The following is an 18,519-nucleotide window of genomic DNA, read 5'->3' on the forward strand; positions in this document are numbered from 1 at the left end:
GGCCGGGGGCCCATAGGGAAGAAGACGCAGCACCGCGCGCAGAGCGGGTTGCCGTACGGTCCCGGCCACCGCCCCGCCGCGGGGCGTCACCAGCCGCGGGGCTCCCGGCTCACCTCGTGCTCCCGCCCGTCCGCGCGCGGCAGCGGCTTGAGGTCGACCTGGACGCGGTGGGTCGCGTCGTGGCTCACCGAGCCGCCGAGGCGGGCCTCCACGACGCCCAGGCGCAGGCCCGCGCCGCCCTCCCCGGCGCGGTGGAACTGCACCGAGAACTCCAGGCTGACCTGCTCCACGCTGAACCGCCAGTCGCTCGCGGCGCCCTCGGCCTGGGCGCGCGCGAGCTCCGCGCGGACCGTGCCGATGGCCTCCGCCAGGCCGACCGGTTCCGGTTCGTCCACGGCAACTCCTCGTCGTAGCGGGTTGGTTGGACCAGGGTCGTCATGAGTCTAGGGAGCGGGGTGCCACGCGCGTAGGGTGAGGTCGTATGGGGGAGTTGCGCGCTGACTGGAGGCTGAGGTTACGGCGGGGCGACGCGGACGGTCCGCTCTGTGGTGCCGGGGTGCTCGTCGACCAGCGCACGGTGCTGACGTGCGCGCACGTCGTGCGGCGGCCGGACGCCGTGATGTGGGTGGAGTTCGCGGAGAACCGCGCCCTGGAGCCGGTGGCCGCGCGGGTCGCCCCCGGGGGCTGGCTGGCAGGGGGCGGGGGCGGTGAGGACGTCGCCGTGCTGCGGCTGGACAGCCCGCGTCCGCGGGCCCGGCCCGCCCCGCTGGAGTCCCGGCTGTTCAGCGGCATGGAGGTGTTCGCCACCGGGTACGCCGAGGGCTTCGACGACGGGATGACCCTGTGGGGGCGGATCAGCGGCGCCAGCGGTGAGCGGGTGCAGCTCGACGCCGCCACCAAGGCGGAGGTGGTGCGGGCGGGGTTCAGCGGTGCCGCCGTGTGCACCCGGCCCTTCGAGGGGCGTCCCGCGCGGGTCGTCGGTCTCGTCGTGAGCTGGCGGGGTGACATGGGCGAGCTGCTGCCGGAGACCAACCGGCTGGCCTTCTCGTACCTCGTCCCGGTGGACCGGATCGCCGAGCTGTCGCCCACCGTGAAGGAGCTGAGCGGTCCCGACGCCTGGGACCACCGGTTCGAGGCGCGGCTCAACCGGTGGTTCGACGAGCCCGACGACGACGATCCCGTGAAGATCACCGTCGTACCGCCCGGCAGCGGAAAGGACCGCTCGCTGCGGCACCTGCTGCACCGGGCCGACGAGGTGTACCGCGGTGGGCGGTCCGGCAGGCCCGACCTGGCCGACCACGCCCTGGAGCACATCGACTTCCCGCCCGGCCAGTACCTGACCTACTGGGACTGGCTGCTCGGCGCCCGGCGGCGGCCCGCGCGGGTGCCCCTCGCCGGGTCCGGGCGGCGTCCGGCCTGTGTCGTCGTCGACGGGTTCGACGAGGAGCCGGAGCCCGGCCCGCTGGTCGAGCTGCTCGCGCGGCTGCGGGAGTGCGGGCTGCGGCTGCTGCTCGTCTTCCGGCACGAGGGCGGCACCGGCTGGACCGCCGCCCGTGACGCCCTGCTGCGGCCCGCCCTGCTCGGTCACGCGGACGCGCTGCTCGCCCGGCTGGAGCGGGCCGAGTTCAGCCGGGCCGTCCGGTACGGCGTCGTCGGCAGCGGCTCCCTGGACACCGTGACCGAGCGGGCCGACCGGTACCGCGCCGAGCGCCGCGCCGTCGACGCGCTGACCGACCCGCACCGGCACCTGACCCGGCTGCGGGAGCTGGTCACCGCGCTCCGGGCCGAGCTACGGCCGCACGACCGCGCCTGACCGGTCCCCCACTCCCCCGCCCACCGCCCGAGGAGGCCGCTCCCGACCATGACGACCTGCCCGCACCGGCGCTTCGGCGGAGCCCCCTGCGGCGGGCCCGTGCTGCCCACCGGCCACTGCGCCGAGTGCGGCCGCCACCAGGAGGGCCCCGGGCTGCCCGCGCTGTCCGACGCCCCCCGCGACCTCGGCCCACGCGACCTGCTGACACTGCCCGGCCGTGAACCGCGGCCCGCGCGGGCGCGGCTCATCCGGCCCGAGGCGCCGTCGCGCATCCGGATGGGATGCTCGTCGCCGGAGTGCGGGGTGACCTTCGCGCCGCCGTACACCGCGGGTCCGGTGCCGGTCCAGGGGTACTGCCCGGCGTGCGGGGAGCCGTACTCGTACCGGCCCGACCTCGCCGCGGGCGACGTGCTGCGCGACCAGTACCGGATCATGGGGCCGATCGCGCACGGCGGGCAGGGCTGGGTGTACCTCGCGGAGGACACCCACCTCGGGGACGTCGTCGCCGTGAAGGGGCTGCTCAACCGGTACGAGCGGGACGGCGCCCGGCTCGCCGACGTCGAGCGGCGCAACCTCGTCGCCATCCGGCACCCGCGGATCGTGCAGATCCGCGACTTCGTCGCCAGGCGCGGGGAGGACGGGCGGGTCACCGGCGGGTACCTCGTCATGGACGACGTGGGCGACGGCACCCTGGAGAAGGTCGTCGAGGAGGTCAGGCGCGGGGAGTCCGTCCTCGACATCGAGCACGTCGCGGCGTACGGCTGCCAGATCCTGGAAGCGCTCGGGCATCTGCACGCGGGCGGCGAACGGGTCTTCCTGTACGGCGACATGAAGCCGTCGAACGTCGTGCACCACCGCGACGGCGTCAAGGTCATCGACCTCGGCGGGATGCGCGAGGAGGGCCAGAGCGAGCCGCCCGCCCATGTGACGCCGCCGTACATGGCGCCGGAGACGGAGACCTCCGGGCTGCCGACCGTCGCGCACGACCTGCACACCGTCGGGGTGACCCTGCGCGAGCTGGCCGTCTGGGCGGTCGACGAGGTGCCCGGACTCGGCGCCGCGTCGTTCTGGTGGGTCGTGGAGCGCGCCACCCGCGCCGACCCCGACCTGCGGTTCGCCAACGCCCGTGACATGGCGGGGCAGTTGCGGGGCGCCCTGCGGGAGATCCGCGCCCTGCGCGGCAAGAGCGACCCGCCCGAGCCGTCGCACTACTTCCGGCCGTCGCCGCGGCTGCTCGGCGCCCGCCTCGGCACCGTACCGGGCATCGCGCACTGGCTCGACCGTCCGCTGCGGCACCGCCACGACCCGCCCGAGGCGCCGCCGCTCGACCCGGGCGCGCCCACCCCGACGGAGATCGCCCGCTGTCTGCCCGTGCCCAGGCGCTACCCGGACGACCCGCAGACCGCGCGGTTCGAGGTGAGCGGCGGCTACGACCCCGACCAACTGCTCGGGCAGGACGGGGAGCGGCCGACGTCGGTGGAGGTCTGCCTGCACAACGTGCGGGTCCTGCTGGACCAGGACCGGCGGGAGGACCTGGAGCGGGCCCAGGAGGAGCTGGACACCGCCGACTCCATCCCGGGGCCGCGGGCGGTGCGGCAGTGGCGGCTCCAGTGGCACCGCGCCCTGGTCGCGCTGCGCCGCGCCGACCTCGACGCCGACCCGCGCCAGGTCGCCGCCGCCAAGGCGCACTTCACCCGGGTCCGGCTCGACCTGCCCGGCGAGTACGCGCCCAAGCTGGCGCTCGCCTACTGCGGGGAACTGCTCGGCGAAGACGCCGCCGCGCCCACCGCGCGGGAGCTGTACGAGGCCGTGTCCGCCCGCAACCCCGCGCACGGCGGCGCCGCCCTGGGCCTGGCCCGGCTGGCGCTGCGCGACGGTGACCGGACCGCCGCCCTCGACTTGCTCGGCCGGATCCGTCCGGGCTCCCTGGACCACGCCGTCGCCCGGATCGCCGCCCTGCGCATCCGCGCCGCCCGGCTGTCCGGCGTCCGGGACCCGCTGCCCTCCCTCGCCGCGGCCGACACGGCGCTGGCGGAGCTGCACCGGCTCAGACACCGTGACCCGGGGGTCGGGGAGCCGAGCCTGTCCGCGGACGAGGCGCTGCGGCTGGGCATCGAACTGCACGAGTGGAAGCTGGACGCGCTCTACCACCGCGCCGACCGTCCCGGCCCGCCCGGCCGGGGCGCCGCGCGGCTCGGCCCGCGCCGACTGCGGCGGCTGGGTCCACAGGAGCACGAGGTGCGCGCGCAGATGGAGCAGCAGTACCTGCTGCTGGCCGCCCACCACAAGGAGTCCGCCGCCGCGCACGAGCACCTGGTGGACCTCTCCCACGCGGTACGGCCGCAGACGGCGGTCTGAGCGACCGGCGACGAGGACGAAGCCCCACGGCGAAGGAGTGGTGACCTACCGACATGAACAGCCCCGCCCGGCAGCCGCACCTCGGCATCCGGCTGCGCGTCGACCTCGACCGGGACCTGACGCCGCGCCGCAACGCCACCATCGAGGCGCACCTGCGCGTCGAGGTGACCGCGACCGGGGCCGCCGCCGAACTCCCCGCCGTGGAACTCGCGGTGATCATCGCGGTGGACGTCGCCGAGCCGCGCCGGGAGGCGGCGCGGCGCGCGCTGCCCGCCGCGCTGCGCGCGCTCCCCGACGACATCTCCTTCACCGTGCTCGGCGGCGGCCCGGAACCACGGCGCTGCTACCCCCTCGGGGACCGGGAGTGGGCGGTGGCCGACGCGCGCGAGCGGCGCCGGGCGGCGTTCGCCGCGGGCGCCGTACCGCTGCACCGGGACGGTCCGCGGCCCGCCGGGTACGCCGTCTGGGCGGCCCGCGCCCGTGCCCTGCTCGCCGCCCGCCCGCTGTCCGTACGGCACCTGGTGCTGATCACGGACGGCAGCGGCGCGGCGGACGAGACCCGGCTGGCGGAGGAACTGGACCTGTGCGCCGGGCAGTTCACCTGCGACGTGTTCGCCGTGGGCAGCGACTTCGCCCCCGACCCGCTGCTGGCCCTCGCCGAACGGCTGCACGGCACCGCCGAGTTCGTGGAGACCGGCCTCACCTCGGCGGTCACGGCGGCGGTGGCGCGGCTGCGCCGGGTGCACACCCCGCACCTGCCCGTCGAGGTGACCGCGCGGCCCGCCGTCCGCCAGGTCTCCCTCACGGAGAAGGCGCCCCGGCCGCACCGGCTCGGCGGGCTGCCGCAGCCGGGCCGACCGCACCGCTGGCACTTCCCCGCCTACCGGTGGGAGCCCGGCGGCTACGACTACCTGCTCACCCTCGTCGCCGACGCGGACGGCGACCCGCTCGACACCGACCTGCTGTTCGCCATGGTCTCCGTCGGGGAGGCGCACGCCCCGGTCACCGCGCGCTGGCACCGGCGCGCGGAGCCACCGCCGCCCGGGCTGGCGGGCGGCTCCAGTGTCCGCTCCGTGAACGCCACCACCGCGATGCGGTCCGCGCTGCGCAAGGGCCTGCACGCCCTCCGGGAGCAGCGCAGGGACCAGGCGGAGGAACTGCTCGGACAGGCGGCCCGGCTGGCCACGCGGTACGGCGCCGACTGGGTGCTGCGCGAGATCGGCGCCGTGGCCGAGGTGGCGGACGCGGCCTCGGGGCGGGTGCGGGTGCGGTCCACCGTCGACGCGCACACCCTGGGCGGGATGATCCTGCGGGCCGGGTCCCGTCCCGGCGGGCCGCTCACCGACCTCGCCGACCCTCCGCCCGGCCCGCGCTGCCGCCGCTGCCGCACGCTGGCCGGGAGCGAGGCCCGGTACTGCGTCGCCTGTGGGGAGAGGCTGCCGTGAGGCCCCCGTACTCGCCCGCCGCCTTCTGGCGCGCCCGCCTCGGCCGGTTCCGGACGCGGCGGCTCCTTGAGGCGCACCTGCTGGTGGTCGTCGTGTGCGCGGCCGTCGCGGTGAGCGCGCTGCTGCTGTCCTACCGGCAGACCCAGCAGTCCGCGCGGACCCTCGCCACCCGGGAGGCGCCCGCCGTGCAGGGCCTCGCGGCGACCCGGCTGGCGGTGCTGCGCGCCGACTGGGAGGTGGACGACCTGGTCCGCCGGGGGCTGGTCGACGTGGCGGGCTCGGGCGAGGCCTACCGGTCCCAGCTGTCCGCGGCCGACCAGGTGCTGTCCCGGATCGGGGACCGCACCGACCAGGACCTCGGCACCGTCAACGGACTGCTCGACACCTACGGCAACTCCCTCACCAACGCCATGACGGTCTACCACGACCAGCGCTTCATGCGGGAGCAGAAGCGGTTGGAGGCCCACTCCCTGCTGACCCGCCCGCACGTCGGCCTCGTGCCCCGCCTCGACCAGCTCCAGCACGGACAACTGACCCGCGCCACGGCCACCGCGTCCATGGGCTGGCTGCAACGCGGCGGCTGGTGGCTCGCCGAGGCCACCCTGGCGGTGCTGGCACTCGCCCTGCTGTCCGCGCTGTTCGTCCTGCGCGACCGCTGCGGCCGGGACTGGGACCCGTCGCTGCTGGCCGCCCTCGCGCTGACGGTGCTGTGCGCGGTGTGGCCGCCGCTGACCGCGTCCTCGGCACAGGACGACCTGGACGCCGTACGGGCCGATCTGCGGCAGGTCACCGAGCTCTCCCAGCGGTCGGCTGGCAGCCCTGGGCTGGCCGCACGCCAGGAGGACCTCGCCGAGCTGTCCGAGCAGGTGCGGCGGGAGCTGTCGGACGACGGCTGGGTCGAACGGGTGTACCAGGGTTCCCTGATCGGCGGTCTGCTGGTCGTGTTCCTGCCCGTGGTGGGGATCGGCCTGCGCCTTGACGTGTACTGGAGGCGGCGGTGACCCGCAGGTTCAGACTGCTGGTACTCCTGGTGGTGCTGGTGGTGACCGGCAGCCTGGTGGCGCTGTGGACACAGCGGGACGAGCCGGACCCGGTGACCATCCTCGGTCCGTGGACGGACGCCCAGGAGCGGCAGTTCGAGGAGGTGCTGCGCGGCCTCGGCGTCCCCTTCGACTACCAGGGCACCGCCGCCCAGCGGGAGGTACTGCTCTCCCAGGTCCAGTCCGGCGACCCGCCGGACATCGCGATCATGCCGGGCGTCGGCGAACTCGCCGAGTACGCCGACCAGGAGCGGCTGAAACCACTCAACGGCCTCTACGACGCGTCGGAGTACGGCGCCCCGTGGAGCTCCGCGGACGACGCCTCCGAGGACGTGTACTGGGTGCCGGTGAAGGCCGACCTGAAGAGCATCGTCTGGTACCGCCACGGCAACGAGCCGTCCGGGACGCCCGCCCCGATGGAGAGCTGGTGCATCGGCATGGGCGACGACGGCGCCTCCGGCTGGCCCGGCAGCGACTGGATCGAGGACCTCGTGCTGCAACGGGCGGGCCCGGAGACCTACGGCGAGTGGGTGCTGGGCCTGGAGCCGTGGACGGAGAAACCGGTGCGCACCGCCTGGCGGGCATGGGGCCGTCTGCTTCAGCAGAACCCCGGGGCGGCCGAACACGCCCTGCTGACCGACCACCGCAGCGACGCGGACCGCGACGGGCTGCTGTTCGCGAACGAGAGCGGCTGCACCCTGGAGCACCAGGGTTCCTTCGCCCGCGCCTTCTACGGGGACCGGCACGCGGGCCTGACCGACTCCGCGAAGCTGCTGCCCGGCGGCCCCTACAGGCTGCGGGCCCACGAGGTGACCGGTGACTTCGCGGCCCTGTTCAGCGACCGCCCGCGGGCGAGGGAGCTGATAGGGAAGCTGGCCTCCCAGGAGGGCCAGCGCGCGTGGGCCCGGTTCGGCGACGTGTTCTCGGCCAACCGCGAGGTGCCGCCGAAGCACACGGACACCGGCGCGGACATCGCCGAGCGGCTCACCGGCAGCGGCGTCCGCTGCCTCGACGCCTCCGACGTCATGGCACCCGCCCTCCGGGACGCGTTCTACGAGGCCACGCTGCTGACCATGGCGCGGGCGGCGGAGGGCACGGACCTCGACATCCCGGGCCTGCTGAGCGACCTGCAACGGGTCCAGGAGGCGCAGCCGCGGGCACGGGCGGGGCTGGAGCGGGTGTGCAGCGGGCCGTGACCGCCCCCGGTCAGCCGTCCGCCCCGGCCAGCGGGTTGGGCAGCGGCAGGTAGCGTGCGGCGGCGCCGTCCGCGCCCGTCCAGCGCAACAGCAGGTTGGTCTTGGCGGGCAGGGCGGGCGCGGTGAGCAGGGCGGTGGCCTCGGGGACGCCGTGCCGGGACAGTTCGCGGCGGACGGCGGGCCAGGGGTCGTAGGCGGGGTGCCGTTCGGTCAGTACCCCGGCGAGTTCGACGAGGTGGTTGACGACCAGGCAGTACACCAGCCGCTCCCACCCGGCGGCCCGGTCCGTCTCCGGGAGGAGCTTCACGCCCTCGGCGTCCCGGTACAGGGCCCGCACCGGGGTGCCGGTGGCGTCGACGGCGACCAGCGTGTTCTGCAGGTGCGCCTCCAGGACGACGCCGTGGTCGGCGAAGGCCCGCAGCGCGGGCGGTACGACCTGGGCGAGGTACGCCTCCCACCAGGGCGCCGGGTCCCGCAGGCCGTCCAGCGGGCTGCCCGGGAAGCCCTCCACGAGCCCGGCGGCCAGCAGCGGGGTCGCGCCGGGCGGGAGGTGGCCGCGCACCCCGTCGCGGACGAGGACGGCGAGCTCCTCGAAGGCGAAGCGGGCGGTGCGGTAGCCGCGGTCGGCGAGCCAGGCCGCCGGGCCGGCCGCCAGCGCCGTCACCACCGCCGTGTCCGTGCGGCGCAGTCTCGCCAGGTCGTGGCGCCACAGCCGCCGTACGTCGTTGGTGATGCGCACGTCCAGACTGAACTTCAGGAACAGGTCGGCCCAGGGCGCGTACACCGTGCGGATCGCGGCCGTCGGCCAGGCGTCGAAGCCGGTGGTGCCCAGCCGGACCAGGCGGCCGTCGGCGAAGGCGGGGGCGAGGGCGGGCGCGGTGAGGGCGAGCTGCCAGGGGTGGGCGGGCAGCAGCCGGTAGCCGTCCGGGGCGGGCCCCAGGGCGTCCAGGGCCGAGGTGTCGCCCTCCTCGACGACCGTGTCGGCGCGCACCCCGAGCAGCACCAGCGGGAACCGGGCGTACGCCTCCGGCGCGTACGGCAGCCACGCCCGGGCCGGGCCGCCGCCGCGCGCCTTGGGGGCGGGGTGGTGCGGGTGGCCGGTGAGCAGCGCCTGCTCGGAACGCAGGTACGGGTCCTCCGGCGGCGTCGCCCGGGCCCGGGCGGTGAGCAGGGCGGCGACCGCGTCCCGGCTGTCCAGGATCTCGGCGGGCAGCTCGGGGTTGGCCAGGCCGGTGTGGTGGGCGAGTTCCTCGGCGACGAGTGTGACCAGTTCGTGGTGGACGAGGCGGTGCCAGCACCCTTCCGCGTACACCTCGGGCGCGCCGGGCCGCCGGGTGCCGCACACCCGCAGCAGCCGTCCGCCGGGCAGCCGGTACACCCGGCGCGGCCCGCGCGCCGGGAGCGGGCGGGCCACCTCGCGCAGGAGGCAGTTCAGCAGGGGCGCGGCGGCGTAGGCGTCGGCGAGGGCGGCGTGGGAGGACGTGCCGGGGGCCGCGTCGGGGGACGTGCCGGGGGCGGCGTCGGAGGGCGTGCCGGGGGCGGCACCGTGGGGGGTGGCGGAAGGCGCGTCGGGCGCGGTGCCGTAGGGCGTGCCAGGGGCCGTCGCGGGCGCTGCGGCATCATCGTGCGGCGCGGCGTCGTCGTCGGCGGCGGCGGTCGGGGGCATGGGGTCCACGCGTTCCACTCGTTCCCTGTGGTCCGTATCGGCGCGAGAGGATCAGTATCACTGCCGTCGTCCGCCGCCGTGACCGCCGTGTTCGCGCCGCCGCCAGCCGAGGAGCCCGCCCGTGCACCGTCCCCCCACCGCCGCCGAGGCCGAGGTGGCCGAGGAGCTGGCCGTCGTGCGGCCCGCTCTCATGGCGCGCTTCACGGCCGAGCTGCCCGGTGCCCGCGCCGCCGTCCTGACCCGGCTGTGGCGGGCGTTGACGCATGAGCCGCTGCCCTGGGTGGCGCGCCGGGACGGGGGCGTGCTGCGGCTCCGGGACGGGCGTCGGCTGCGCGGGCCGGTGCCCGACCCGTACGCGACCGGCGCGTACGTCACCGCCGTCGACCTGGACGGCGTACCCGAGGACGACCCGGAGCGGCTGATGGCCGCCCTCGGGGTGCCGCACGGGGCGGCGTTGGCGCGGGAACTCGGCAACAGCGCCGGTTCGTTGGCCCTGTCGAGGGCCAACCAGGGGCCGGAGGCGCGGGAGTGGCCGGACAGCGTCTGGGGGTGGGAGCGGCGGGTCGTCGACGGGCACCCGTTCCACCCGAGCTGCCGGGCCCGGCCCGACTTCTCGGTGGCCGAGCAGTTGGCCTACGCGCCGGAGCACGGGCCGCTGGTGGAGCTGGGGCTGCTGCCGGTGGGGCCGGAGGCGTGCCTGCTGGCGGGTGACTGGCCGCAGGAGCTGCGGGACGGCGGGCGGGTGTTGGTCCCGGTCCACCCGTGGCAGGCGGCGCACGTGCTCAAGCCGTCCGGTGACGGGGCCCTCGCGGGCGCGCTCCCCGCGCGTCCGCTGATGTCCCTGCGCACCCTCGCGCTGTGCGGCGGCGACGGCGGCCCGCACGTCAAGACCGCGCTGAGCGCCCGTCTGACGTCGTCGGTGCGGGACATCTCGGTGCCGTCGGTCACCGGTTCCGCCGCCCTGTCGGAGTTCGGGCAGCGGGTGGCGGAGCGCGCGGACGGCCTGCTGCACGTCACCCGCACCCTGGCCGCGGCCACGGACGGCACCCGGGACCTGGCCGCCGTCCTGCGCGAGTCGCCCCTGGCGTACGCGCGGCCGGGGGAGCGGGTGGTGCCGGTGGCCGCCCTGCCGACCACCGCGCTGCCGGACTCCCCCGCCTGGCTGGCGGACTTCACCCGGCTCGCCCTGACGGCCGGGCTGCGGCTGCTGGAGCTGGGCGTGGCGCTGGAGGCGCACGGGCAGAACCTGCTGGTCGTGCTCGACCCGACCGGCGCCCCGCTGCGGCTGGTCTACCGGGACCTCGCCGACATCCGCGTCAGCCCCGCCCGGCTGGCCCGGCACGGCCTCGACGCCGACGGCCTGCCCGCCCGTATCCGCACCGACGACGTGACCGCGCTGCGCCGCAAGCTGTTCGGCTCGCTGGTCGCGGGCGCCCTGGCCGCGACGGCGGGCAGCCGTACGGCACTCGGCGCCGCCCTGGAGAGCGCCGTACCGGACCTCCCGCCGGGCCCCGACCTGGCCGCGCTGCGTCAGGAACCGCTGCCGACGAAGGCGTTGACGCTGATGCGGCTCTCCCCCGCCGTCCCGGGGGACCAGTGGACGACCCTGCCCAACCCGCTCGTGTCCTGAGTCGCACCCCCGTTTTGATGCCGGGCACCCCGGATCACTAGGATCCGGCGATGATCACAAGAAAACGGCTGGCGTCCGGGGCCTGTGTCCTGTTCGCCGCGCTGACGGCCGGGCTCGCGCTCCCGTCCACGGCGCTCGCCGACGAGACCACGGCCGCCGCGCCCAAGGTCAACCTGCTCCTGGACGTGAGCGGTTCGATGCGGGCGCGGGACATCGACGGGCAGTCGCGGATGGCGGCGGCGAAGCAGGCCTTCAACGAGGTGCTGGACGCCACCCCCGAGGAGGTGCAGCTCGGCATCCGCACCCTCGGCGCCGACTATCCGGGCGACGACCGGAAGAAGGGCTGCGAGGACACCGCGCAGCTCTACCCGGTCGGCCCGCTGGACCGCACCGAGGCCAAGACGGCGGTCGCCACGCTGGTGCCCACCGGCTGGACGCCGATCGGCCCGGCGCTGCTGAAGGCCGCCGACGACCTCGACGGCGGCACCGGCTCCAAGCGGATCGTGCTCATCAGCGACGGTGAGGACACCTGCGCCCCGCTCGACCCCTGCGAGGTGGCCCGGGAGATCGCCGCCAAGGGCATCGGCCTGACCATCGACACCCTGGGCCTGGTGCCCAACACCAAGATGCGGCAGCAGCTCAGCTGTATCGCGGAGGCGACCGGCGGCACCTACACCTCAGTCGAGCACGCCGACGAACTGTCCGACCGGGTCGGTCAGTTGGTGGACCGCGCCGCCGACCCCGTCGTCGTACCGCAGCCCGCCGAGGGCGCCGACGCGTGTGCGAAGGCGCCGACGCTGGAGTCCGGTCTGTGGACGGACCGGGCGGAGTTCGGGGAGCAGCGCTGGTACCGGGTGGACCTGCTGCCCGGCCAGGAGCTGCGTGCCTCGGTGAGCGTCTCCGCCGACCGGGCGGTGAGCCCGTCGTACGGGGTGCTGCTGCGGGCGGTCACGGTGCACGGCCGGGAGATCGTGCGCGGCGAGGCGGCGGGCAACGGCCGCACCGACGTGGTCTCGACGGGTCTGCGCTACCCCAAGCCGGAGCGCGACGACGATGACGGCAAGGCCGCCACGGAGGCGGTCTGCCTCCAGGTCACCCACTCCTACTCGGGCGCCGACGGCGTCAAGACCACGCCGGGCCTGCCGGTCGAGCTGACCGTCGACGTCGTGGACGGGCCGAGCGGCGCCGACGACGTGGCCTCCTTCGGCCTGGGGCGCGGCTGGTGGCTGCTGGGCGCGCTGGTCCTGACCGGTTTCGTCGCCGGTCTGCTGTGGGGCTGGCTGTCCCGCTGGCGGTTCGCGGTCTGGAGGACCCACTGATGCGTACGTTCAAGGTACTGGGCGCGGCCCTGCTGGCCCTCGGCCTGGCCGCCGGACCGGCCGCCGCCGACTCCGCCTCCCCGAGCCCGTCCGACGACGACGGCGGCGCCCCCACCGAGGCGGGCACCTCCTTCCGTACGGCGACGGAGATCGACCAGGGCGAGACGGCCACGGCGAACGGCTCGGCGGGCGACTACCTGTACTGGTCCTTCCCCGCCGACACCGGCCAGCGCCCGACCGTACGGGCCACGGTGAAGCTGCCCGAGACGCACGCCGCGCAGACCTGGCAGGTCGACGTGTACGACGGTCTGCGGCGCCGCCAGTCCTGCCAGTACGGCGCCCAGACCCGCACCGCCGCGGCGGACGCGTCCTCGGTCGAACTGGCCTGCGTGCTGCGCACCGTACGGGCCTGGTCGGAGCCGTGGGCGAACGACCCGCTGCCGGGCACGTACTACGTCCGGCTCACGGCGGTCGGCCTGGGCACCGGCGACCTCGGACTGCCGGTCAGCGCCGAACTGGAGGTGGACTCGAAGGACATCGGCGGTTCGGCGGCGGTGGACGGCTCCCTGGCGGAGCCGCTGGTGCCGGGCGTCGCGGTCACCTCGGCGCGGGACGACGAGGAGTCCGCCGGTGCGGTCCTGTCCGCGATCGACCCGGACGACGGCTGGGCGTCCGGCTGGTGGTCGGACCGCTGGGTGTGGACCGCGGTGGGCGGCGCGCTGGCGGCGCTCGCGGGGATAGGCGGTTACCGCCTGACGCGCGGTTCGGGACGGCCGTCGCGGGTGCCATCGGGCGCGTGACGGGGAACTGACGGAGGGGGAGGCCCGGCCGAAGAAGCCGGGCCTCCCCCCTTTTCCTTGGTCACCCCTCCCGCAGGGCCTTGGCGAGGGTCCCGTCCCCGAACACGCCGATCCGCCCGTCCCGCACGGCGTCGGCGACGGTCGTCTCCCCGCGCGCCACCGCCGTACAGGTGCCGGTGTCGAGCACGAGCCGGGCGTCGGGTTCGGCGGGGGCGGCCCCGTCGCCGTACACCGCCCCTTCCCGCGTACCGACGTACAGATGGAAGAGCCCCTCCTCCAACCGCACTTCGACCAGCCCCTCCCCCTGCCGCAGGGCCCTCAGCAGCGGGAGCGCGAACCAGTGCGCGCGGACGGCGTCGGTGGGCCGCCGCTCCCCCAGCTCGGCCTGCCCCCACTCCCCCAGGGCCTGCAGGACCGGCAGCAAATCGCTTCCACGCGGGGTGAGTTCGTACACGTAGGCGGCACCGGGCGGCGGCAGCCGGCGGCGGGTGGCCAGCCCGTCGCGCTCCATGTCCCTCAGCCGGGAGGCCAGTACGTCGGTGCTGACGCCCGGCAGGTCCGCGTGCAGGTCGGTGTAGCGGCGCGGCCCGGCGAGGAGTTCCCGGACGACCAGCAGGGTCCAGCGGTCGCCCACGGTGTCGAGGGCGCGGGCGGTGGAGCAGTACTGGTCGTAGCTTCGACGAGGTGACATGCGACGCAGTCTAGACATGTCATTGGACTTTCCAAGCGGCCACTTGGTAAAACCAAGCAACACCACGAACCGGAGGGGCGAGCGCGCATGGAGTTCCGGCAGTCGAGCAAGCTGAGCGAGGTCTGCTACGAGATCCGCGGCCCGGTGATCGAGCACGCCAACGCGCTGGAGGAGGCGGGGCACAGCGTGCTGCGCCTGAACACCGGCAACCCGGCCCTGTTCGGCTTCGAGGCGCCCGAGGAGATCCTCCAGGACATGATCCGGATGCTCCCGCGGGCCCACGGCTACACCGACTCCCGCGGCGTCCTCTCCGCCCGCCGCGCGGTCGCCCAGCGCTACCAGACGCTGGGCCTGGAGGTCGACGTCGACGACGTGTTCCTCGGCAACGGCGTCTCGGAGCTGGTGTCGATGGCCGTCCAGGCGCTCCTGGAGGACGGCGACGAGGTCCTCATCCCCGCCCCCGACTTCCCCCTCTGGACGGCGGTGACGACCCTCGCGGGCGGCAAGGCGGTGCACTACCTCTGCGACGAGCAGGCCGAGTGGTACCCCGACCTGGCCGACATGGAGTCGAAGATCACCGACCGCACCCGGGCCGTGGTCGTCATCAACCCCAACAACCCCACGGGCGCGGTGTACCCCAAGGAGATCGTCGAGGGCATCCTCGACCTGGCCCGCAGGCACGGCCTGATGGTCCTCGCCGACGAGATCTACGACCAGATCCTCTACGACGACGCCGTCCACCACTCCGCCGCCGCGCTCGCCCCCGACCTGGTCGTCCTCACCTTCTGCGGCCTGTCCAAGACCTACCGGGTGGCGGGCTTCCGCTCCGGCTGGCTGGTCGTGACCGGCCCCAGGCAGCACGCGCGGAACTACCTGGAGGGCCTGACCATGCTGGCCTCCATGCGCCTGTGCGCCAACGCCCCCGCCCAGTACGCCATCCAGGCCGCGCTCGGCGGCCGCCAGTCCATCCGCGACCTGACGGTGCCGGGCGGCCGACTGCACGAGCAGCGGAACGTGGCGTGGGAGAAGCTGAACGAGATCCCGGGCGTCTCGTGCGTCCGCCCCAAGGGCGCCCTGTACGCCTTCCCGCGCCTCGACCCGAAGGTCCACAAGATCCACGACGACGAGAAGTTCGTCCTGGACCTGCTCCTGAGGGAGAAGATCCAGGTGGTCCAGGGCACCGGCTTCAACTGGCCCACCCCCGACCACTTCCGCATCCTCACCCTGCCCCACGCGGACGACCTGGAGGCGGCGATCGGCAGGATCGGGCGGTTCCTCGGGGGGTACCGCCAGTAGGGGGTACGGGACAGCACTGGTACACCGGCCCACTGTCCGGACGGCGACGCGTGACGCACCGCGACGGCGCGGAGTTGGGACAGGCGGCACAGGGAGGTGTCCGGGCATGGACGACGACGAGGAGTCGGCGGGCGTACTGCGCACCGTCGGCAAGGTCATCAAGATCAGCCGGGAGCGGAAGGGGCTCACGCAGGCCGAGTTGGGTGCGGCCATCGGGTACAGCGAGGAACAGGTGTCCTCCGTGGAACGGGGGCGGCGCGCCCCCAGAATGGTGTTCCTGGAGGCGGCGGACCAGGTACTGGACGCGGACGGGCTGATCACCGGGCTACGGAAGGACGTGGAGGAGGCCCGGTATCCGAAGAAGGTACGGGATCTGGCGAATCTGGAGGCGGAGGCGGTTGAGATCTGCGCCTACGACAACTCCGTCGCGAACGGGCTCTTGCAGACGGAGGAATATCTGCGGGCGGTGTTCGGATCGCGTCGGCCCGCCTTCTCCGAGGAGGAGTTGGAGCGACTTGTCGCTGCGCGGCTGGCACGGCAGAGGATCATCGACCCCCAGCTGATGACCCCGGCGTTCAGCTTCGTGCATGATGAGGCGACTCTGCGGAGGCGGGTCGGGGGAAGAATGGTGCTTCGTCGGCAGCTTGAACGGCTGTTGGAAGTCGGGGTCATGCGGAACGTGGAGATCCAGGTGCTGCCCATGGATCGTGAGGACAACGCGGGTCTCGGCGGGCCATTCCATCTACTGCGCCTCAAGGAGGGCACGACTGTGGGCCACAACGAGGTCCAGCGGACGAGCCGACTGATCTCGGATCCGAAGGAGGTCCAGATCCTGGAGCTGCGGTACGGGATCCTCCGGGCTCAAGCCCTCCCACCACGAGAGTCGCTGGCCTTCATCGACATAGTTCTGGGAGAGACATGAGCCTCAAGTGGGTCAAGAGCAGCTACAGCACCGACGACGGTCCTGCGTGCGTCGAGGTCGCCCGAACCCCCGGAACCATCCACGTCCGGGACTCGAAGCACATACCGGGCCCGCAACTCGCCTTCCCTGCCGAGGGGTGGGGCACGTTCGTCTCGTACGCCGCCGCCGATCACCGGCGTACGACTCCCTGACACCCCGCGTCACGTCCCGTGAAGACGTACGCCGTCATCGGGGCGGCGACCGGTCCCGGCCCCAGACGGGACGTCATCTCCTGGATGACGATGGCCCGGACGGCCGGACCGCCGCCGCGTGCCTCGACGGCCGCGCGCACCGGCGTCCCGGTGAGGTACCCGGTGGCGACGTCGGCCGTCGATGCGGCCCGGCCCTCCAGTGTCAGTTCCCGCTCCTCCTCGACGGCGAGCCCGGCGTCCGCCAGGTCAGCGGCCACGACGGCGGGGTTGGCGTACCCGTGCGGGACCGTCGGGAGGAACCGCGGCGGGTCGGCTGGGAAGGCCCGCTCCAGCCCGGCCTGGAATGCGGCTTCGAAGGCGTGCGTGGCGAGCGGGCCCCAGGTGTTGAACAGGAACCGGCCACCCGGCGCCAGCACCCGGCGGACCTCGGTGAAGGCCGCGACCCGGTCGGGGAAGAACATCACGCCGAACTGGCAGACCACCAGGTCGAACCCGCCGTCCGGGAACGGCAGCCGCTGTGCGTCGGCCTGCCGCCACACCGCGCCCGGGGCCCGGACCGACCCGAGGGCGACCATGGCCTCGTTCAGGTCGGTCGCCGTCACCTCGGCCGAGGGTGCCGCCGCGAGCAGGCCCGACGTCAGCACGCCGGTTCCGGCCGCCAGTTCGAGGATCCGCCGGGGCCGGAGGGCTGCCGCTCGGGCGGCCAGGTCATCGGCGAAGGGCCGGAAGACCACCGGCACGAGGTACCGCTCATAGGCGGCCGGCATGGACTCGGACCACTGTCGGTCGGCGTCGATCCCCGTCATGCCCAGCACGCTAGCGCCGCCGAGAACCCCGGTTGGCTAGCCTGTGCCGCATGGCTGATCTTTTTCTCGTCCGGCATGGGGAGACCGAGTGGTCCCGGTCCGGGAAGCACACCGGGCTGACGGATGTTCCGCTGACCGAGCGGGGGCGGGCGGAGGCGCGGCGGCTGGTGCCGCTCATCAGGTCGCACCGGATCGGGGCGGCGTTCGTGAGTCCCTCGCAGCGAGCCCGGGAGACGGCCGAACTGATCGGGCTGACGGATGTGCGGATCGACTCGGACCTGCATGAATGGGACTACGGCGGCTACGAGGGGGTCACGACCGTCGAGGTCCAGCGGGACCGGCCTGGGTGGTTCCTGTTCACCGACGGGGTTGAGGCCGGACCTCCGCAGCGTCCTGGGGAGAGTCCGGAGGAGGTCGGTGTGCGCGCCGACCGGGTGCTGGGCAAGGTGGACGCGGCGCTCGCGAACACCGAGGGGTGCGTGGTGCTGGTGGCGCACGGGCACTTCCTGCGGGTGCTCACCGCGCGGTGGCTGGGGCTGCCGCCCGCGGACGGCGCGCTGTTCCAGCTCGCGACCGGGACGGTGTGCCGGTTGAGCACCGAGCACGGGCGGCCGGTGATCGCCGCGTGGAATGTCAGACCCGGGTCGTAACCTTCGAGGCAGTGGGTGACCAACGCCTGGAAGGAGCACGCCGTGACACGACCGCCGACCGCCGCCCAGCGGCGTGTGATCGACGCCGCCGATCCGGTCACCGGGCGCCTGCGGGGTGGTACGGAGACGCAGCTCGCGGCGCTGGTGAAGCGGGGGCTCGCCTTCCGGCACCCGCGGCCACCCCACGACCACTTCCTCACCCCGGCCGGGCACCGGGTACGGGAGGGGGTGCGGGTCAGTGCGGAGGCGTCCCAGGAAGTCGCCGAGTCCGCCGGGGTGTTCGCCGCCCGGGTCGGAGGCGAGGCGGCCGCGTCCGGGGTCGGGCGGGCGCGGGAGGTCCGCAGTGCCTGGGAAGGGCTCGTCGAGCTGCGCCGCATGACCAACCCCGACGGGGCGATCGACCGGCCCTGCGGGTGGGAGCGTACGCATCTGGTGCGGGCCGTCGCACTCGCCCTGGAGGCCGCCGAGCACCGGCCCGCCGGGGCGGAGGACGCCGAGGGGGGTTACCGGGTGCGCGGCACACCGCAGCCCGAGGCCGTCGCCGTGTACGAACCCGACGCCGGGGCGTTGCGCGCTTGCGCGGCCACACTGGAGCGGGCGGGCTGGCAGACCAGTGAGCACACCGAACCCCGTACGCGCGCGCGGTACCTGCTGGCCTCCCCACGGCGGGCGTGACCGGAGGCGTGCCAGGATCGG

17 protein-coding genes are annotated in these 18,519 nt (G+C 74.7%); 13 read left to right on the plus strand and 4 right to left on the minus strand.

Going from position 1 to position 18,519, the window contains the following annotated elements; genetic code table 11:
- Nucleotides 1–86 precede the first annotated feature (86 nt).
- Complete coding sequence (locus ABZ659_RS21635) at nt 87–395, minus strand: trypco2 family protein (RefSeq protein WP_360222392.1); 309 nt, start codon at nt 393–395, stop codon at nt 87–89.
- An 86-nt stretch (nt 396–481) separates the two neighbouring features.
- On the opposite strand from ABZ659_RS21635, the gene ABZ659_RS21640 reads away from it, so the two are divergent.
- Genes ABZ659_RS21640 through ABZ659_RS21660 form a run of 5 tightly spaced genes read left to right on the plus strand, consistent with a single transcriptional unit; the run spans nt 482 to nt 7,852 of the window.
- Nucleotides 482–1,813 carry a serine protease gene (locus tag ABZ659_RS21640; protein ID WP_360222395.1) on the plus strand — a complete coding sequence of 444 codons (1,332 nt, stop codon included), beginning with the start codon at nt 482–484 and terminating at the stop codon, nt 1,811–1,813.
- A gap of 48 nt (nt 1,814–1,861) precedes the next feature.
- On the plus strand, nt 1,862–4,171 hold the full coding sequence (locus tag ABZ659_RS21645; protein WP_360222398.1) for a tetratricopeptide repeat protein: 2,310 nt from the start codon (nt 1,862–1,864) through the stop codon (nt 4,169–4,171).
- Between the two features lie 53 nt (nt 4,172–4,224).
- Nucleotides 4,225–5,616: a hypothetical protein gene (locus ABZ659_RS21650; RefSeq protein WP_360222401.1), complete on the plus strand. Its 1,392-nt coding sequence runs from the start codon at nt 4,225–4,227 to the stop codon at nt 5,614–5,616.
- Nucleotides 5,613–6,617, plus strand: a complete 1,005-nt coding sequence (locus ABZ659_RS21655; protein ID WP_360222404.1) for a hypothetical protein — start codon at nt 5,613–5,615, stop codon at nt 6,615–6,617. The genes ABZ659_RS21650 and ABZ659_RS21655 overlap by 4 nt, the downstream gene beginning before the upstream one ends.
- A complete protein-coding gene (locus tag ABZ659_RS21660; RefSeq protein WP_360222407.1) occupies nt 6,614–7,852 on the plus strand; it encodes an extracellular solute-binding protein in 1,239 nt (412 codons plus the stop codon). The genes ABZ659_RS21655 and ABZ659_RS21660 overlap by 4 nt, the downstream gene beginning before the upstream one ends.
- A 10-nt stretch (nt 7,853–7,862) precedes the next feature.
- On the opposite strand, the gene ABZ659_RS21665 is transcribed toward ABZ659_RS21660, so the two are convergent.
- Complete coding sequence (locus ABZ659_RS21665; RefSeq protein WP_360222704.1) at nt 7,863–9,518, minus strand: IucA/IucC family protein; 1,656 nt, start codon at nt 9,516–9,518, stop codon at nt 7,863–7,865.
- A 121-nt stretch (nt 9,519–9,639) separates the two neighbouring features.
- Between ABZ659_RS21665 and ABZ659_RS21670 the strand changes: the two genes are divergently transcribed.
- Genes ABZ659_RS21670 through ABZ659_RS21680 form a run of 3 tightly spaced genes read left to right on the plus strand, consistent with a single transcriptional unit; the run spans nt 9,640 to nt 13,267 of the window.
- Complete coding sequence (locus ABZ659_RS21670) at nt 9,640–11,148, plus strand: IucA/IucC family protein (protein WP_360222410.1); 1,509 nt, start codon at nt 9,640–9,642, stop codon at nt 11,146–11,148.
- 50 nt (nt 11,149–11,198) lie between these two features.
- On the plus strand, nt 11,199–12,467 hold the full coding sequence (locus ABZ659_RS21675; protein WP_360222413.1) for a VWA domain-containing protein: 1,269 nt from the start codon (nt 11,199–11,201) through the stop codon (nt 12,465–12,467).
- Nucleotides 12,467–13,267, plus strand: a complete 801-nt coding sequence (locus ABZ659_RS21680; RefSeq protein WP_360222416.1) for a hypothetical protein — start codon at nt 12,467–12,469, stop codon at nt 13,265–13,267. Before ABZ659_RS21675 ends, ABZ659_RS21680 begins: the two co-directional genes overlap by 1 nt.
- 61 nt (nt 13,268–13,328) lie before the next feature.
- Here ABZ659_RS21680 and ABZ659_RS21685 read toward each other — a convergent pair whose 3' ends face one another.
- A complete protein-coding gene (locus ABZ659_RS21685) occupies nt 13,329–13,958 on the minus strand; it encodes a helix-turn-helix domain-containing protein (RefSeq protein WP_360222419.1) in 630 nt (209 codons plus the stop codon).
- 87 nt (nt 13,959–14,045) lie between these two features.
- Between ABZ659_RS21685 and ABZ659_RS21690 the strand changes: the two genes are divergently transcribed.
- From ABZ659_RS21690 to ABZ659_RS21700, 3 genes are all read left to right on the plus strand, one after another.
- Complete coding sequence (locus ABZ659_RS21690) at nt 14,046–15,254, plus strand: pyridoxal phosphate-dependent aminotransferase (RefSeq protein ID WP_360222422.1); 1,209 nt, start codon at nt 14,046–14,048, stop codon at nt 15,252–15,254.
- A gap of 106 nt (nt 15,255–15,360) precedes the next feature.
- Complete coding sequence (locus ABZ659_RS21695; RefSeq protein ID WP_360222425.1) at nt 15,361–16,176, plus strand: helix-turn-helix transcriptional regulator; 816 nt, start codon at nt 15,361–15,363, stop codon at nt 16,174–16,176.
- A complete protein-coding gene (locus ABZ659_RS21700) occupies nt 16,173–16,367 on the plus strand; it encodes a DUF397 domain-containing protein (protein WP_360222428.1) in 195 nt (64 codons plus the stop codon). The genes ABZ659_RS21695 and ABZ659_RS21700 overlap by 4 nt, the downstream gene beginning before the upstream one ends.
- On the opposite strand, the gene ABZ659_RS21705 is transcribed toward ABZ659_RS21700, so the two are convergent.
- A complete protein-coding gene (locus tag ABZ659_RS21705; protein ID WP_360222431.1) occupies nt 16,346–17,173 on the minus strand; it encodes a class I SAM-dependent methyltransferase in 828 nt (275 codons plus the stop codon). The genes ABZ659_RS21700 and ABZ659_RS21705 overlap by 22 nt on opposite strands.
- Before the next feature lie 50 nt (nt 17,174–17,223).
- On the opposite strand from ABZ659_RS21705, the gene ABZ659_RS21710 reads away from it, so the two are divergent.
- Both ABZ659_RS21710 and ABZ659_RS21715 read left to right on the plus strand, forming a co-directional pair.
- On the plus strand, nt 17,224–17,823 hold the full coding sequence (locus ABZ659_RS21710) for a histidine phosphatase family protein (protein WP_360222434.1): 600 nt from the start codon (nt 17,224–17,226) through the stop codon (nt 17,821–17,823).
- Between the two features lie 42 nt (nt 17,824–17,865).
- Nucleotides 17,866–18,498: a hypothetical protein gene (locus tag ABZ659_RS21715; protein WP_360222437.1), complete on the plus strand. Its 633-nt coding sequence runs from the start codon at nt 17,866–17,868 to the stop codon at nt 18,496–18,498.
- The last annotated feature ends 21 nt before the right edge of the window (nt 18,499–18,519 follow it).

This window comes from Streptomyces sp. NPDC006997 (assembly GCF_040635175.1).
Taxonomy (GTDB): Bacteria; Actinomycetota; Actinomycetes; order Streptomycetales; family Streptomycetaceae; genus Streptomyces.